Annotated in this window: 15 protein-coding genes; 10 read left to right on the top strand and 5 right to left on the bottom strand. The window is 60.7% G+C overall.

Features of this window, described 5'->3' with window-relative positions; translation table 11 throughout:
• From M1B35_RS31315 to M1B35_RS31290, 6 genes are all read left to right on the top strand, one after another.
• The coding region (locus M1B35_RS31315) for an START domain-containing protein (protein WP_268264002.1) at nt 1–455 on the top strand (455 nt) is incomplete at its 5' end.
• Between the two features lie 139 nt (nt 456–594).
• Nucleotides 595–828 (top strand): hypothetical protein, encoded by a 234-nt coding sequence (locus M1B35_RS31310; protein ID WP_123330446.1) that lies wholly within the window; start codon nt 595–597, stop codon nt 826–828.
• 213 nt (nt 829–1,041) lie between these two features.
• Nucleotides 1,042–1,383 (top strand): ribonuclease E inhibitor RraB, encoded by a 342-nt coding sequence (locus M1B35_RS31305; RefSeq protein WP_123330448.1) that lies wholly within the window; start codon nt 1,042–1,044, stop codon nt 1,381–1,383.
• 464 nt (nt 1,384–1,847) lie between these two features.
• Complete coding sequence (locus tag M1B35_RS31300; protein WP_268264001.1) at nt 1,848–3,257, top strand: circularly permuted type 2 ATP-grasp protein; 1,410 nt, start codon at nt 1,848–1,850, stop codon at nt 3,255–3,257.
• Nucleotides 3,258–3,268: 11 nt separating this feature from the next.
• Nucleotides 3,269–4,219 carry an alpha-E domain-containing protein gene (locus M1B35_RS31295; RefSeq protein WP_268264000.1) on the top strand — a complete coding sequence of 317 codons (951 nt, stop codon included), beginning with the start codon at nt 3,269–3,271 and terminating at the stop codon, nt 4,217–4,219.
• Nucleotides 4,216–5,013, top strand: coding sequence for a transglutaminase family protein (locus M1B35_RS31290; protein WP_123330454.1), 798 nt, complete (start codon nt 4,216–4,218; stop codon nt 5,011–5,013). Before M1B35_RS31295 ends, M1B35_RS31290 begins: the two co-directional genes overlap by 4 nt.
• A 25-nt stretch (nt 5,014–5,038) precedes the next feature.
• Here the strand turns inward: M1B35_RS31290 and M1B35_RS31285 are convergent, their stop codons facing one another.
• Complete coding sequence (locus M1B35_RS31285) at nt 5,039–5,848, bottom strand: c-type cytochrome (RefSeq protein ID WP_268263999.1); 810 nt, start codon at nt 5,846–5,848, stop codon at nt 5,039–5,041.
• Complete coding sequence (locus M1B35_RS31280; protein ID WP_123330458.1) at nt 5,845–6,294, bottom strand: rhodanese-like domain-containing protein; 450 nt, start codon at nt 6,292–6,294, stop codon at nt 5,845–5,847. Before M1B35_RS31280 ends, M1B35_RS31285 begins: the two co-directional genes overlap by 4 nt.
• 600 nt (nt 6,295–6,894) lie before the next feature.
• Between M1B35_RS31280 and M1B35_RS31275 the strand changes: the two genes are divergently transcribed.
• The 3 genes from M1B35_RS31275 to M1B35_RS31265 all read left to right on the top strand — a co-directional run bounded on the left by M1B35_RS31275 (nt 6,895) and on the right by M1B35_RS31265 (nt 11,102).
• Nucleotides 6,895–8,100, top strand: coding sequence for an acetyl-CoA C-acetyltransferase (locus M1B35_RS31275; RefSeq protein ID WP_268263998.1), 1,206 nt, complete (start codon nt 6,895–6,897; stop codon nt 8,098–8,100).
• A 24-nt stretch (nt 8,101–8,124) separates the two neighbouring features.
• Nucleotides 8,125–10,269 carry a 3-hydroxyacyl-CoA dehydrogenase NAD-binding domain-containing protein gene (locus M1B35_RS31270; protein WP_268263997.1) on the top strand — a complete coding sequence of 715 codons (2,145 nt, stop codon included), beginning with the start codon at nt 8,125–8,127 and terminating at the stop codon, nt 10,267–10,269.
• 104 nt (nt 10,270–10,373) lie between these two features.
• Nucleotides 10,374–11,102 carry an amidotransferase gene (locus M1B35_RS31265; protein ID WP_268263996.1) on the top strand — a complete coding sequence of 243 codons (729 nt, stop codon included), beginning with the start codon at nt 10,374–10,376 and terminating at the stop codon, nt 11,100–11,102.
• Nucleotides 11,103–11,142: 40 nt separating this feature from the next.
• Here the strand turns inward: M1B35_RS31265 and M1B35_RS31260 are convergent, their stop codons facing one another.
• The 3 genes from M1B35_RS31260 to M1B35_RS31250 all read right to left on the bottom strand — a co-directional run bounded on the left by M1B35_RS31260 (nt 11,143) and on the right by M1B35_RS31250 (nt 13,384).
• Entirely contained in the window at nt 11,143–12,114 is a 972-nt protein-coding gene (locus tag M1B35_RS31260; protein ID WP_123330466.1) for a magnesium and cobalt transport protein CorA, read from the bottom strand.
• A gap of 147 nt (nt 12,115–12,261) precedes the next feature.
• On the bottom strand, nt 12,262–12,984 hold the full coding sequence (locus M1B35_RS31255; RefSeq protein ID WP_123330468.1) for a 1-acylglycerol-3-phosphate O-acyltransferase: 723 nt from the start codon (nt 12,982–12,984) through the stop codon (nt 12,262–12,264).
• Between the two features lie 205 nt (nt 12,985–13,189).
• Complete coding sequence (locus M1B35_RS31250; RefSeq protein ID WP_123330470.1) at nt 13,190–13,384, bottom strand: hypothetical protein; 195 nt, start codon at nt 13,382–13,384, stop codon at nt 13,190–13,192.
• Nucleotides 13,385–13,636: 252 nt separating this feature from the next.
• Between M1B35_RS31250 and pseH the strand changes: the two genes are divergently transcribed.
• Complete coding sequence (gene pseH, locus M1B35_RS31245) at nt 13,637–14,197, top strand: UDP-4-amino-4,6-dideoxy-N-acetyl-beta-L-altrosamine N-acetyltransferase (RefSeq protein WP_268263995.1); 561 nt, start codon at nt 13,637–13,639, stop codon at nt 14,195–14,197.
• The last annotated feature ends 962 nt before the right edge of the window (nt 14,198–15,159 follow it).

Genomic DNA, 15,159 nt, shown 5'->3' with positions numbered 1-15,159 from the left:
GTGTGACCACCATGAAAACCTCCATCGCCAAGCTGCGCAGCCTGCAGGACGATGTCGTTGGCGCCTGTGCCTGGATTCATGAGTGCAAGACGCAGAAGTTGCTCAAGCATGAAGGCGACCAAAGCTGGACCTACACCCAATTCAACACGCCCTGGCCGGTTACGGCCCGTGACTCGGTGCTGCACGTCACCACCACCCAGGGCGCCGATGGCAGCCTGACGCGCAAACTCGAAGGCGTGCCGACCTACATTCCGGAAGAGAGCGGTTTTGTCCGTGTGGCTCAGGTCGAGGGCTATTGGAAGTTCGTGCCCAAAGGCGCGGACCAGGTCGAAGTGACCTACCAGGTGCACACCGAGCCGGGTGGCAGCGTGCCGTCCTGGCTGGCCAACAAGTTTGTGGTCGATGCTCCGTTCAATACGTTGAAGGCGCTGAAGGAGCGTGCCGAGAAGCCTTGATCGGTATTGTGCTGCGCCCTGAGAGGCCACCTGCGGGTGGCCTTTTTACTGCCGGCAGATGAGGGGCGTGGAACGTTTGCCAGGGGCCCAGGGTCGAGATGTTGTGAGCCCATTCAGGGGCTTTATCGAGGAGGCACCGATGCAAAAGTGGCAAGTCACTTTCGTTGACGATCATGGCGTCCAGTCCGTGGAAGAGTTCGAGTGCGAACAACAACCCGACATGGAGCATGCGGCGCAACTGATCCGGGCCAAGCTGTTGCCGGTTCCGGCGACCCTGGATCTGAATGATCTGGAGGGCCGTACCCTGGAGCCGACGGTCAAGAGCCTGAAAGATCAGAACAGTATTCAAATCCTCAGCATCACGCCGATTTAGTCACTTCTCTTGTTGGCCTCAAAGCAGTTCTTGGCAGCGCCCCATTCTTGGCGCTAATCTGCGAACGAGATCAGCGAACCCATCGCTAACCTCTGATCTTCTCAGCGACATGCTTGTTTCCTGGCGGCGATGTTCTCGCCGTATTGCCTGCACCGTTCGGTTGCAGGCAAGGGAGTACGGAAAGTCTATCCATCGGTTTTAGGAGGACGTTTCATGAGCACAGCCCATCAAGAAGACATCAGCAGCAACGTGCTGCGCCGCATGAAAGAAGGCGGCTTCGACTTTTCACGATTCCATCCCATCGAGTTCTACGCCATTTTCCCGGATGAGGAGCGGGCGCGCAGGGCGGCAGGACAATTTCGCGGTGAATCCTTGAATGCCCAGGTCAGTGCCCGTGATGACGGCGCCTGGTACCTGGAACTGAGCAAGGTGATGTACGCCACCTACGGCGGCATCGGGGATTTTGAACAGGACTTTGAGGCAGTGGTCGAACCCTTGGGTGGAATTATCGAAGGTTGGGGCGTGAAACAGGAGGTTCGAGGGCGGCCCATGTAAGCCTTTGGATCGGTAGTGCTGTTGATGATTGGCTGACCTTCGGGTCGGCCAATTTCGTTTCTGCGGGGTAAAAAAAAGGCCACCTGCTTAGGGTGGCCGAAAGGGAAGAGCGTTGAAATCGGTGGCGCGGCGGGTAACGGGCAACCTGGGAAGTCAGTGCCAGCCATGGGGGGCTGGCTGTTCGAGGTGCGGCACGAGCCCGGTTATTTCGGGTTACGAAGTTTCTGCGCGATGGGGCGGATTATCGACAGCTTTGCCCGGGCAGTGAAATCAACTCTGACTATGCTGGTGATAGCCATGGCCTTTGCTTCGCAATGAAGCATGGGTGAACACCGTGGGGCGTTTGCTGCACAGCTCCGGTGCGTGGCCTTTGGGGACGTTATCCAACTGTCTGATATCAAAGCGTTTATGCCGATGGCACGGGCCTTGCGAAGCCTAGATGTCCGGGTGACAAGGAGTACGGCATGATCCGCACCTTTTATGACGAGATGTACGATTCCGGCGGCGTGGTTCGCCCGCATTACCGGGAGTTCGCCCGTTGGCTGGCAAGCACGCCCGACGAGCTCTTGGCGCAGCGCCGGCGTGAGGCCGACCTGCTCTTTCATCGTGCAGGCATCACCTTCACGCTCTATGGCGATGAGCAGGGCACCGAGCGGCTGATCCCGTTCGACACCATCCCTCGCAACATCCCCGCCAGCGAGTGGCGGATTGTCGAGCGTGGCTGCATCCAGCGGGTCAAGGCGCTGAACATGTTTCTCGCCGACCTCTACCACCAGCAACGCATTATCAAAGCCGGGATCATCCCCGCCGAGCAGGTGCTGGCCAACGAGCAGTACCAGCTGGCGATGCAGGGCCTGAACCTGCACCGCGACATCTACTCGCATATTTCGGGCGTTGACCTGGTACGCGATGGCGACGGCACCTATTACGTGCTCGAAGACAACCTGCGCACCCCCAGCGGCGTGAGCTACATGCTCGAAGACCGCAAGATGATGATGCGCCTGTTCCCCGAGCTGTTCGCCGCCCAGCGCATCGCACCGATCGACCATTACCCCAACCTGTTGCTCGACACCCTGAAAAGCTCAAGCCCCCTGGATAACCCCAGCGTGGTGGTGCTGACCCCCGGGCGTTTCAACAGCGCGTTCTTCGAACATGCGTTCCTGGCCCGTGAAATGGGCGTCGAGCTGGTGGAGGGCGCCGACCTGTTTGTGCGGGATGAGCGGGTGTTCATGCGCACCACCGACGGGCCCAAGGCGGTGGACGTGATCTACCGCCGCCTCGACGATGCCTTCCTTGATCCCCTGGCCTTCAACCCACAATCGATGCTGGGCGTGCCGGGGCTGTTGTCGGCCTACCGCTCGGGCAATGTGGTGCTGGCCAACGCCATTGGCACCGGGGTCGCCGATGACAAGTCGGTGTACCCCTTTGTTACCGAGATGATCCGTTTCTACCTGGATGAAGAGCCGATCCTGAAAAACGTGCCCACCTGGCAATGCCGTAACCCCTCCGAGCTGTCCCATGTGCTGGCTCACCTGCCGGAGCTGGTGGTCAAGGAAACCCAAGGCTCGGGCGGCTACGGCATGCTCGTGGGCCCAGCGGCCACCACCGCTGAGATCGAGGCCTTCCGCGAGCGGATCAAGGCCAAGCCCCACGCCTATATCGCTCAGCCGACCCTGTCCCTGTCCACCTGCCCGACCTTTGTCGAGAACGGTATTGCCCCGCGCCATATCGATTTGCGGCCCTTTGTCTTGTCGGGCCGGGAAACCCGCGTGGTGCCGGGTGGTCTCACCCGTGTGGCCCTGCGTGAAGGCTCCCTGGTGGTGAATTCTTCCCAGGGTGGCGGAACCAAGGACACCTGGGTGGTCGAGGATTAAGGAAGCCTGTCATGTTGAGTAGAACTGCCTCGGATTTGTATTGGATGTCGCGGTATCTGGAGCGGGCGGAAAACCTCGCGCGGATGCTCGACGTCAGTTATTCGCTGTCGCTGATGCCCCAGGATGGGCGCGGTGACGGCCTGCACGAACTGGCCATGCCGCTGCTGATTACCGGCACCCTGGATGATTACCTGGAACGCCACGGCGAGCTGCACGCCGAGCGCCTGTTGCACTTTTTTGCCCTGGATGCCGCCAACCCGGCCAGCATCTACAGCTGCCTGGGCTCGGCCCGCGCCAGTGCCCATGCGGTGCGCGGGCGAATCACCGCCGACATGTGGGAAAACATCAACGCCACCTGGCTGGAGATTCGCGGCATCGCCGAGCAGGGCCTGAGCCGCTATGGCATGAGCCGTTTCTGCGAGTGGATCAAGGAGCGCTCCCACCTGTTTCGCGGGGCCACCTACGGCACCATCATGCGCAACGACGCCTTTCGCTTCATTCGCCTGGGGACCTTTATCGAGCGCGCCGACAACACCCTGCGTCTGCTCGATGCCCGTTATGAAATGGCCGGCGACCAGGCCGACGTGGTCAGCGACGGCACCGCCCATGCCTATTACCAGTGGAGCGCCTTGCTGCGAGCCCTGTCGTCCTTCGAGGCCTACACCGAGATCTACCGCGATGCCCCGGGCTCGCGGCAGGTCGCCGAGCTGCTGTTGTTGCGCGCCGATGTGCCGCGCTCCCTGCGCGCCTGCACCGAGGAAATCGACCAGATACTTGGCAGCCTGCCCGGAGCCAACGGTCGCCCGGCCCAGCGCCTGGCAGCGGAACTGGACGCGCGCCTGCGTTACACCGGCATCCACGAGATTCTCGACGAAGGCTTGCACGCCTGGCTCACCGAGTTCATCCCACTGGTGCGCCAGTTGGGCAACGCCATCTACACGTCGTACCTGGAGGCAGTATGAGACTCTCCATCAGCCATGAAACCGCCTATCACTATGAAGACCAGGTGCGCGCCAGCATCCAGTACCTGCGCTTGACGCCCCATGACAGCGAGCGTCAGCACGTGCTCAGTTGGCAACTGGACTTGCCGCGCCCGGTGCGTGCGCAGATCGATCCCTTCGGCAATATCTTCCATGTGCTGACGGTGGACGAACCCCATGAAGCGATCATCATCGGTGCCCGCGGCCAAGTGGACATCGACGAGTTGCGCGAGGCTGAACACGAAGATCGATCAGCGTTGCCTTTCCTGCGCTTCACTCGCCTGACCGAGGCTGACCCAGCGTTGCGCGCCTTTGCCGAGCAGCAGTGCCGCCAGCGTCGGGACCGCACCGGGTTGATCGACTTGATGCATGGGTTGAACCAGCACATGGTTTACCAGCCGGGCTCCACCGAGATTGAAACCAGCGCCGCCGAAGCCTTTGCCGGCGGTGCCGGGGTGTGCCAGGACCATACCCATGCCTTTCTCGCCTGCGCCCGCAGCCTGGGCATTCCCGCCCGGTTCGTCTCGGGTTACCTGTACAGCGAAAACAGTGAACACCTGGCCAGCCACGCCTGGGCGGAAGCCTGGCTGGACGACGCTTGGTACAGCTTTGACGTGACCAACGAACTGGCCCGGCCTGAGCGCCACTTGAAGCTGGCGGTGGGCCTGGATTACCTGGATGCCTGCCCGGTGCGGGGCATGCGGCGCGGCGGCGGGGGCGAGCAGATGCACGCCAAGGTGCGGGTGGCGCCAGCCATTGCGGTGCAGCGCCAGTAAGCTGCTTGCGTAACGAACGGCCGAGCTACGGGGCGCTTTGTTTGCGCCCTGCCATGTGCTTCAGGTACGCCACCAGCCGGTCCAGTTCAGGGTCGGTCAGCACGCTGCTGGAGAACCCTGGCATCTTCGCCTGGGGCCAGCGGCGCAGGCTCTGTGGGTCGCGGATGTAGCGCTTGAGGAAGTCGCCGCCGAAGTACTCGGTGGGGCTGTAGGGGATGTTCAGGTCCGGGCCGAATTGCGAGTCGCCTGCGCCATTGAGGCGATGGCAGGCCAGGCAGTTTTTCTGAAACAGTGCAAAACCCTGGTTCACCGGATCGTCGGCTGCCAGTTGCGGGGCCGGGCGCAGTGCCGGGAAGCGTTCGGCCACCGGCGCCAGGCGCTTTATGCTGGCGACCTCGAAGGGCCATTGTTCGGGGCTGATGTGCCCGGCCTGGGGGTTGCTCCAGACCAGGTAGAACGGCCCTGCGCTGTGTTTGCCTTCACCGAGTGCCGGCCAGGGCTGGGCCGGGTCTTCAATCGCCAGCCAGGCTTGTGCGCCTTGGCGATTGAGCAGTGGCCCGGCGCTGAGTTCGGCGGCAAAGCCGTCCAGGGCAACCGCCTGCAGATGGTCTTCTGCCTTGACCCCATCGAGCAAGACGGCGACCGGCACCGCGCGATACTGCATGTCGCGTTTGTAGGAGACGTCATCCTTGATGCTGATGGTTCGGGCTTCGGGGTGCTTGAGCAGTTCTTCGGTCTGCCAGGTACGGCTGCCGGCCCCTAGGTCGATGACCAGTTGCGCGGCTGACAGGGAAGGGCTGAGGAGCAGGGCTGTGCAGAAAAGTAGAGGTTTCAATTGATCGCCGTCACATCGTCGTCGGTGGGTTCGTCGCCTGGCAGCACATCAATGGGTTGGGAGACGTGATCGAACAGGGCGTCTCGCAACTCTTCGTAGTTGCCGCCGTTGACGATACCGAAGTAGCCATGTTTGATCAGGGTGTCTTCGGCCTCGAGGGCGTGCTGGTTGGTGTCGCTGTAGATGACCACCGTGGCGTTGGGGTCCAGCACCATCTTGCGCAACTGGTAGGCCAGGCCCTCGGCGCTGATGCCGGTGCCGTCCTCCAGTTCAAGGTCGACCTGCAGTGAGTTGTGCACGTTGCCGGCGGCAAAGTCGCTGTTGTTGCGCAAGTCCAGGATCAGCGCGCCATCATTGATCTCGTCCACTGCACGGTTGACGTCAACGATGCCCGCCTGGGCGGTGAGGCAGCTGCAGAGTGCTGCGAGTGCAAGCCAATGGCGCATGAATCTTCCCCGTTCGATGGTGCAGGAAGACTGGCACACAAGTCCGTACCCCGGTAGTTGGCCGGGGTAAAAAGTTGCCGAAGTGGATGCAAGACCTGCCAGGCCCTAGCCAATCACCTTGGTGAGATTGGGCAAGATCAGCAGCAGTGTGGTTGCAAAAAGAATGAGCCCCGCCTGACGTACTTTCGAATGTTTAAACATGGCTGAGTGCCTTTTGTTGTTATTCCTGAGCATCTGATTCATGTCGCTCTACTTCACTATGAGCCGCCCATGTGTCCTTTTTCTTACGCGTTCCCCATAAAAACTCTTTCCAACATGCCGCCTTTCTACCTTAGGGGCCTTGTATCCTCTGGCTTAGATCCATTTCATATGAATTTATAAATCTAACTGCTTAAAAAGGCATGAGGCCTATTGCCACCTTCTTGGCCAGCCTTTGGCTAGACACTTTGCCGAGTGCCGCGCAGGGATCTGTTAGCCGGCTACCGTTCGTCTGAGCGTGACCGTCAAGGCCACTGAGCGTATCGGTCATTGAATCCATGGCGCTCGCGCTCAAAAGTGACGACTCGCCTTTCTCCCCCTGCACAGCGGTTCGAGGACGTCATGACCCAAGCGTTGATATTCGATGCGTTACGCACCCCCCGTGGCAAAGGCAAGGCCGATGGCGCCTTACACGGCGTCAAACCGGTGAACCTGGTGGCCGGCCTGCTCGGCGCGTTGCAGCAGCGCACCGACCTCGATACCAGCCAGGTGGACGACATCGTCCTGGGCTGCGTGACCCCGGTGGGTGACCAAGGGGCGGACATCGCCAAGACCGCAGCGCTGGTGGCCGATTGGGATGTCAGCGTGGCCGGGGTACAGATCAACCGTTTCTGCGCGTCGGGGCTGGAGGCGGTCAACCTCGGGGCAATGAAGGTGCGCTCCGGGTTCGAGGAGCTGGTGGTGGTCGGGGGCGTCGAGTCGATGTCACGGGTGCCCATGGGCAGCGACGGCGGTGCCTGGGTGCTGGACCCGCAGACCAATCTGCACAGCCACTTCACGCCCCAGGGCATCGGCGCCGACCTGATTGCCACCCTGGAAGGCTTCAGCCGCGAACACGTCGATACCTTTGCCCTGCATTCCCAGCACAAGGCCGCCCGGGCGCGAGCCGCTGGCGCGTTCAGCAAATCCCTGGTGGCGGTGCGAGACCAGAATGGTTTGGTGTTGCTGGACCATGATGAGTTCATTCGCGCCGACAGCACCCTTGAAGGCCTGGCCAAGCTCAAGTCGAGTTTCGAGATGATCGGGCACATGGGTTTCGACGCCACCGCGTTGCGGGTCTACAGCCATGTCGAGCGCATCGACCATGTGCACACCCCGGGCAACAGTTCTGGGATCGTCGATGGTGCGGCCCTGATGCTGATCGGTTCCGAAGCCAAGGGCCGCGAACTGGGGCTCAAGCCGCGGGCACGGATCGTAGCCACGGCGGTGACCAGCACCGACCCGACCATCATGCTCACCGGCCCTGCGCCCGCCACGCGCAAGGCCTTGGCCAAGGCTGGATTGAGGGTCGAGGACATCGACTTGTTCGAGGTCAACGAAGCCTTTGCCTCGGTGGTGCTCAAGTTCATCAAGGACATGGCCATCGACCCGGCCCGGGTCAACGTCAATGGCGGTTCCATCGCCATGGGCCACCCCTTGGGCGCCACCGGTTGCGCGATCCTCGGCACCCTGCTCGACGAACTGGAAGTCCGCCAGCAGCGCTATGGCCTGGCGACCCTCTGTGTCGGCGGCGGCATGGGCATCGCCACCATTCTCGAACGCCTCTGAGCCCCGACTTCAAGGACCTTTGTCATGACCGCAGCCATCCGTTACGAAAAAGGCCAGGACCAGATCGTGGTGCTGACCCTCGATATGCCGGGCCAGAGCGCCAACACCATGAATGCCGTGTACCGCGACGCCATGGCCGCCACGCTGGCGCGGCTACAGGCCGAACAGGCGTCGATTGCCGGGGTGATCATTACCTCGGCGAAAAAGACTTTCTTTGCCGGCGGCGACCTTAATGAATTGATCAAGGTGGGCAAGCCCGAGGCCCGTGCGTTCTACGACCATGTGCTGGACCTCAAGGGCCAGTTGCGCACCCTAGAAACCTTCGGCAAGCCGGTGGTGGCGGCGATCAATGGCACGGCCCTGGGTGGCGGGTGGGAAATCTGCCTGGCCTGTCATCACCGAATCGCCCTGGACGACAGCGGGCTGCGGATCGGGCTGCCGGAAGTCACCCTGGGGTTGTTGCCGGGCGGCGGCGGTGTGGTGCGCATGGTGCGTTTGCTGGGGCTGGAAAAGGCCCTGCCTTATCTGCTGGAGGGCCGCAAGGTGCGGGCGCAGCAGGCGCTGCAGGCTGGCTTGATCGATGAGTTGGCGGCGGATCGCCCAGCGTTGCTGGCTCAGGCGCGGGCCTGGATACTGGCCAATCCCCAGGCCAAACAGCCTTGGGACATCAAGGGTTATCAGATCCCCGGCGGTACGCCTGCCCAGCCGAAAGTTGCCCAGATGCTGGCCATTGCGCCGTCGATCCTGCGTGCCAAAACCCAGGGCTGCTTTCCGGCACCGGAGAAGATCCTCTGCGCGGCGGTGGAGGGGGCTCAGGTGGACTTCGACACCGCGCAGTTGATCGAGGCCCGCTACTTCACCGAACTGGTCACGGGCCAGGTGGCGAAGAACATGATCGGCGCCTTCTGGTTCCAGCTCAATCAGGTCAATGCCGGCAGTTCTCGTCCCCAGGGCGTGGCGCCTTATGTGACGAAAAAGGTCGGGGTGCTGGGGGCCGGCATGATGGGCGCGGGGATCGCCCATGTCAGTGCCGTGGCCGGTCTTGATGTGGTGCTCAAAGACATCAGCCTGGCGGCGGCCGAGAAGGGCAAGGCGCATTCGGCGGCCTTGCTGGACAAGCAAGTCGCCCGTGGCCAGTTGAGCCAGGTGCAGCGCGAAACGACCCTGGCTCGCATTCACTGCAGCCAGGACGAGGCGGACCTGGCGGGTTGCGACCTGATCATCGAAGCGGTGTTCGAGGACCGGGCGCTCAAGGCCAAGGTTTCGGCGGCCGCACGGGCGGTGGTGGGGGCGGAGGCGGTCATGGCCTCCAATACGTCGACCCTGCCCATTACCGGCCTGGCGACGGCGGTGCCCAACCCCGACAAGTTCATCGGCTTGCACTTCTTCAGCCCTGTGGAAAAAATGCCCCTGGTGGAAATCATCAAGGGCGCCCAGACCAGCGACGCAACCCTGGCCCAGGGGTTCGACTTTGTCCGGCAGATCAACAAGACCCCGATCGTGGTCAACGACCGCCGTGGTTTCTTCACCTCGCGGGTATTCGGCACCTTTACCAATGAAGGCATCGCCATGCTGGGCGAGGGAATTGCAGCGCCGATGATCGAGACCGAGGCCCGCAAGGCCGGCATGCCCGTTGGTCCCTTGGCGATTTCCGATGAGGTGTCGCTGAGCCTGATGAGCCATATCCGCGAGCAGACGGCCAAGGACCTGCACGCCGAAGGCAAGGTGGCCAACAGTCACCCGGCCTTTGCGGTGATCGATGCACTGGTCCATGAGTACCAGCGGCCCGGTAAAGCCGCGGGCGGTGGCTTCTACGATTACCCGGCGCAAGGTCAGAAACACCTGTGGCCAACCTTGCGCACGCGCTTTTACCAGGCCGATGCGCAGATCCCGCCCCAAGATGTACGGGACCGGCTGCTGTTCGTACAGGCCATTGAAACCGTGCGCTGCCTGGAGGAGGGGGTGTTGCAGTCGACGGCCGACGCCAATATCGGCTCGATCCTCGGCATCGGCTTTGCCGCCTGGACCGGGGGGGCGTTGCAGTTCATCAACCAGTACGGGCTCAAGGACTTCATCGCGCGCGCGCAGTATTTGGCCGAGCAATATGGCCAGCGTTTCGCCCCACCGGCGCTGCTGCTGGAAAAGGCCAGCCAAGGCCTGTTGTTCTGACCTCGAAGGGCACAGAGTGATGCAGTGCGGGGCTTGCCTTGACGTGGCGTTTCAAGGCAGGCTCTGGGCGTTCATTTTTCCATTCATCGTGTCAGGTATTTTTTATGTCGCTACGCATCTGCATCCTGGAAACCGACATTCTGCGCCCCGAGCTGGTCGATCAATATCAGGGTTACGGGCAGATGTTTCAGCGCCTGTTCTCGCGGCAACCGATCGCCGCCGAGTTCAGCATCTTCAACGTGATGCAAGGCGACTACCCGAGCGATGAGTTGAGCTTCGACGCTTACCTGGTGACGGGCAGCAAGGCCGACTCCTTTGGCAGCGATCCGTGGATTCAGACCCTCAAGACCTATCTGCTGGAGCGCTACGAGCGTGGCGACAAGCTGCTGGGCATCTGCTTCGGTCACCAACTGCTGGCGCTGTTGCTTGGTGGCAAAAGCGAGCGCGCGACCCAAGGCTGGGGTGTGGGTACCCACAACTATCAACTGGCCGCCAAGGCGCCGTGGATGAACCCGGTGGTGGAAGAATTGACGCTGTTGATCAGCCACCAGGACCAGGTGACGGCGTTGCCGGAAAACGCCACGGTGATTGCCTCCAGCGACTTCTGCCCGTTTGCCGCCTACCACATCAACGACCAGGTGCTGTGCTTCCAGGGCCACCCGGAATTCATTCACGACTACTCTCGGGCATTGTTGGACATCCGCCAGCAGCACCTGGGGGAGCAGATTTACCAGAAGGGCATGGCCAGCCTTGAGCATGACCACCACGGCACCACGGTGGCGGAGTGGATGATGCGGTTCGTGGCCCACAAGCCCGAAGCCAAGTCGGCCTGACCTTGCGCCCGCTCCCTTGGCCGGGGCGGGCGTTTGAACCCTACAGCCAGCCGGAACGCTTGAAGCTGGCCCACAAGCCGATGCAGCCTACACCGATGAACCCCAGCACGCCGAAGTAGCCGTAGTGCCAGCTCAGCTCCGGCATGTTCTGGAAGTTCATCCCATAGATCCCCGCCACCGCGGTAGGGAACGCCAGGATCGCCGCCCAGGCGGCGAACTTGCGTTGCACCACACTTTGTCGCGAGGCTTCCAGCAGCACGCCGATCTCGATGGTCTGGCTGGCGATGTCGCGCAGGGTGGAAAGGTCTTCCATCTGCCGGGTCACGTGGATCTGCACGTCGCGGAAATACGGGCGCATGTTTTTGTCGATAAACGGGAAGCTGAGCTTCTGCAGCTCCTCGCTGATCTCCACCATCGGCGCCACATGGCGACGCAGGCGCAACACATCGCGGCGCAGGCCGTGAAGGTGCTGGACATCCCGTTCGTTGAGTGAATTGCACAGCACGTTGCGCTCCAGTTCGTCGATCTCGGCGTGAATGGCTTCGCTGACTGGCTGGTAGTTCTCGGTGACGAAATCCAGCAGCGCGTAGAGCACAAAATCTTCTCCATGCTCCAGCAGCAGCGGTCGCGCTTCACAGCGCTGGCGCACATAGCCGTAGGATTTGGAGTGACCGTTGCGGGCCGTGATGATGTAGCCGTTGCCGGCAAAGATATGGGTCTCGATGAACTCCAGCTTGCCGCCTTCGCGCACGGGCGAGTAGGTGACGATAAACAGCGCGTCGCCGAAGGTTTCCAGCTTCGGCCGGCTGTGTTTTTCCAGGGCATCCTCGATGGCCAGTTCGTGCAGGTTGAACTGGCGTTGCAGATTGGCCAACTCGTGGGCATTGGGCTCTTCAAGGCCGATCCACACAAAGTGCCCGGGCTTGGCCGCCCAGGCCGCGCCTTCATCCAGGGTGATATCCGTAACTTTCTTGCCCGCGCTATAAACGGCAGCAGCAACAACTCTACCCATGGTTCCGATTCGCTTCTTCTTATCAATATGAGGGTGACAGGCCTTGAGCAGCTTAGCCTGCAATGCCTGATCAGAGTCAGTGCGCGTGCAAGAGTTCGGGGCAATAAAAAACCCGCCAGCGGCGGGTTTGATCGACGAACAGTGGAATCAGGCGCCTTGCAACTGCCGATCCATGGCGGCGATGCAGTCGCGCATCTGCTCGCGGCACTGGGCCATCAGCTGCGGCATGTCGTCCATGCTCAGCCCAGCGGTAGGGATGGCGGGCAGTGAGCGAATCAGAATCTTGCCAGCGCGCCAGCGGTTCAGGCGCATGTGCTTGATGTAGGTGCTGGCGCACACCGGAATGATCGGCACACCGGCGGCGATTGCCATTTGGAACGCGCCCTTCTTGAGGGGCAACAGCTCCTCGCCGAGGTTGCGGGTGCCTTCAGGGAAGACCCAGATCGACGTCTCTTTGTGCTGCAGCGTGTGGGTGGTGGTCAGCATCGAGCGACGCGCCTTTTGCGCATTGCCGCGGTCAATCAGCACGTTGCCCGCCAGCCAGAACAACTGGCCAAAAAGTGGTACCCACTTCAGGCTCTTCTTGCCGATACACACGGTACGCCGCGGCACCACGTTGCCGAACACGAACAGGTCGTAGTTGGACTGGTGGTTGGCGATGATCACGCAGCCGTTTGGCTTGTCCATCAAGGGCCCGACTTCGGCCTTGACCCGCAGGCCGAGGAAGCACATCGCCGGCAACGCATAAAAGCGGGCGCACAGGCGGCTGTTGTCAGGGTTGAAGGGGCGGCACAGCCCGAGCAGCACGCCGAGTACACCGGCGGCGATAAAATGCAGGCCCATCAACAACATGCGAAACAGATACAGCATCTACAGGCCCACCGAGGCAAAAGGTGGCGCAGTGTACGGATGTGCACTATTTTCGGCAATTACCGCGAGTAGGGCGCAGATGGCCGATATTTAAGTGCATGTTTCCGAGGGCAATCGCAGCCCTGATCTAGAGCGGCGGGAGATGTGTGGCGAGTACCGGGCACAAAAAAGCCCCGCACATGGGCGGGGCCTGTGGGTGCCGCCCTTACTTTCTCCTGGGCTGGGCTTTGGGGAAAAACAACGAACCGCTGACGACGGGCATTGCCCCTGAACGACTCTTGCCTGCTGAAGACCTGCTTGGCCGTTCTTCAACATTGTCTTCGAAAGCCGCTTGGCCACAGCGCACCAGGTTGTTGATTGGGAACTCATCCCCGTTGTCCTCGATATAAGGAGTACTCATATCCCTGTTCCCTCCAACAACCGACCAGTACCGGCAAGCACCTGATTGCCTGGGTAATACTGGCCGTCACAGCTTTTGAGACTAGACGGTCATTTACAGACTTGCCGACCGCTCGGGCAAAGGCCGACGAATGGCGGCGAATTCAACAGGAGCGGCACGGGGCTCGAGTGGCGTTAATCAGTACCTGCCAACGCGCCCACTCTGAAATAATCGCCACTTTCAGGTCGGCCCCACTCCACAAGGATGAGTCCCATGCAATGCGTTCCCTTGATCGATGCCAGTGCCGAGGTACAAGCCCAGGTACGTGCGCTGCGCAACCAGGCGGATGTGCGCAAATACATGTACACCTCCCATGAAATCAGCGAACAAGAGCACGCCAATTGGTTGAACTCACTGGCAGACAATCCGCGCCAGGCGGTTTTTGTGGTGATGCTGGAAGGGCAGGCCGCCGGTGTGGTTTCGCTGAACGCCATCAACCCGCAGCAGAAAACCGCCGACTGGGCGTTTTATCTGGACACGCAGTTACAAGGCAAAGGCCTGGGCAGCCTGGTGGAGTTCTGGATGCTCGACTACGCCTTCAACACGGCGCAGTTGGAAAAACTCAACTGCGAGGTCCTGGAAACCAACCCGGCGGTGATCAAGATGCACCAGAAGTTCGGCTTCCTGATAGAAGGCGTGCGGCGTCGCAATGTCATCAAGGACGGCCAGCGCATCGACGTCACCCTGCTGGGCATCACCCGGGACGAATGGGCCAGCAAGCGCCCGAGCCTGGAACCGCTGATTGCACGCTTGGGCGGACTCGGCCGAGGCTGATCGACAGGCAACAAAAAACCCCTGAGGCTTTGACGCCTTCAGGGGTTTTCTGTACATCGAATATGGCGGTGAAGGAGGGATTCGAAACTACCCGTGAGCGATTTTCGGAACCAGGGCCCCCGGTTTACAAGGGCTGTAGCCCAGCGGCGCGCATAGGATCTGTCCCATGGCGGTCCCATGGCATAAATGCACCAGGTTGCAGAATGTGGTCGTATCAGGGGTTTTCCCCGTTTTATGTTGACCCCTGGGAAAAAGGTAATTTTGGTAATGCGCTTTCAAAGTAGGGGATAAAACCCAATAAAATCAGGTGGTTGGTAGGTTTTTGTAGAGGTAATAATAAGGTAATAAGATGGTTAGAAAATTACCTTTAGCATGAGTAATACCGAGTCACCGCCAGGCCCAGTAAAATAAGGGCTTGAACAAAATATTACCTTTCGCCTTACCTAAAATTACCCTCTGAGGTAATGCCTGGAAGCCACGATTTACAAGGGCTCCAGCCGGTTTTCATCCATCGATTACCAAAATTACCTTTTTCCCAGCCCTCGTCTGGAAAATGCCCAGGCGCTATTCGCTTTTTCGTCTTTTTCACAGGGGCGAAATGGGTACTGAGTGCCAGCGGATCTGTGGTGATGCGGTGCAATGAACATAAACACCGAAGAGCCTTATGGGCCGTGCCTCACAGCGGTTTTTTCTATCTGGTTGTGCTGCCTCTGAATCGCACCTGGTGAGAGCTGTTCCAAAAATGAAAACCTCGTCTTTCGCTAGTTTTCGCAGCTGTACCCCGTGTAAACCGGGCGTCTCATCAATCTGACTATTTCCCCTTCGCCCTGTGCCGCTGTGTAAGGCCACTGCACTTCGTTGCAAAACCTTGCACTCAGTGCAAAGGGGATAAAGCTCACAGACCCCGCAGCGGGCTTGGGCGGGAGCATGGTTTGCACCACCATCTGGCTTTGCACAAAAAA

Source organism: Pseudomonas morbosilactucae (assembly GCF_023241665.1).
GTDB lineage: Bacteria > Pseudomonadota > Gammaproteobacteria > Pseudomonadales > Pseudomonadaceae > Aquipseudomonas > Aquipseudomonas morbosilactucae.
This window is presented reverse-complemented; position numbering and strand designations above follow the sequence as displayed.

What these genes read in the sequence shown, in the direction of transcription:
- M1B35_RS31255 (WP_123330468.1), bottom strand. Translation starts at nt 12,984, where the DNA reads ATGCTGTATCTGTTTCGCATGTTGTTGATGGGCCTGCATTTTATCGCC.
- pseH (WP_268263995.1), top strand. Translation starts at nt 13,637, where the DNA reads ATGCAATGCGTTCCCTTGATCGATGCCAGTGCCGAGGTACAAGCCCAG.
- M1B35_RS31260 (WP_123330466.1), bottom strand. Translation starts at nt 12,114, where the DNA reads ATGGGTAGAGTTGTTGCTGCTGCCGTTTATAGCGCGGGCAAGAAAGTT.
- M1B35_RS31300 (WP_268264001.1), top strand. Translation starts at nt 1,848, where the DNA reads ATGATCCGCACCTTTTATGACGAGATGTACGATTCCGGCGGCGTGGTT.
- M1B35_RS31305 (WP_123330448.1), top strand. Translation starts at nt 1,042, where the DNA reads ATGAGCACAGCCCATCAAGAAGACATCAGCAGCAACGTGCTGCGCCGC.
- M1B35_RS31310 (WP_123330446.1), top strand. Translation starts at nt 595, where the DNA reads ATGCAAAAGTGGCAAGTCACTTTCGTTGACGATCATGGCGTCCAGTCC.
- M1B35_RS31250 (WP_123330470.1), bottom strand. Translation starts at nt 13,384, where the DNA reads ATGAGTACTCCTTATATCGAGGACAACGGGGATGAGTTCCCAATCAAC.
- M1B35_RS31270 (WP_268263997.1), top strand. Translation starts at nt 8,125, where the DNA reads ATGACCGCAGCCATCCGTTACGAAAAAGGCCAGGACCAGATCGTGGTG.
- M1B35_RS31295 (WP_268264000.1), top strand. Translation starts at nt 3,269, where the DNA reads ATGTTGAGTAGAACTGCCTCGGATTTGTATTGGATGTCGCGGTATCTG.
- M1B35_RS31265 (WP_268263996.1), top strand. Translation starts at nt 10,374, where the DNA reads ATGTCGCTACGCATCTGCATCCTGGAAACCGACATTCTGCGCCCCGAG.
- M1B35_RS31290 (WP_123330454.1), top strand. Translation starts at nt 4,216, where the DNA reads ATGAGACTCTCCATCAGCCATGAAACCGCCTATCACTATGAAGACCAG.
- M1B35_RS31280 (WP_123330458.1), bottom strand. Translation starts at nt 6,294, where the DNA reads ATGCGCCATTGGCTTGCACTCGCAGCACTCTGCAGCTGCCTCACCGCC.
- M1B35_RS31275 (WP_268263998.1), top strand. Translation starts at nt 6,895, where the DNA reads ATGACCCAAGCGTTGATATTCGATGCGTTACGCACCCCCCGTGGCAAA.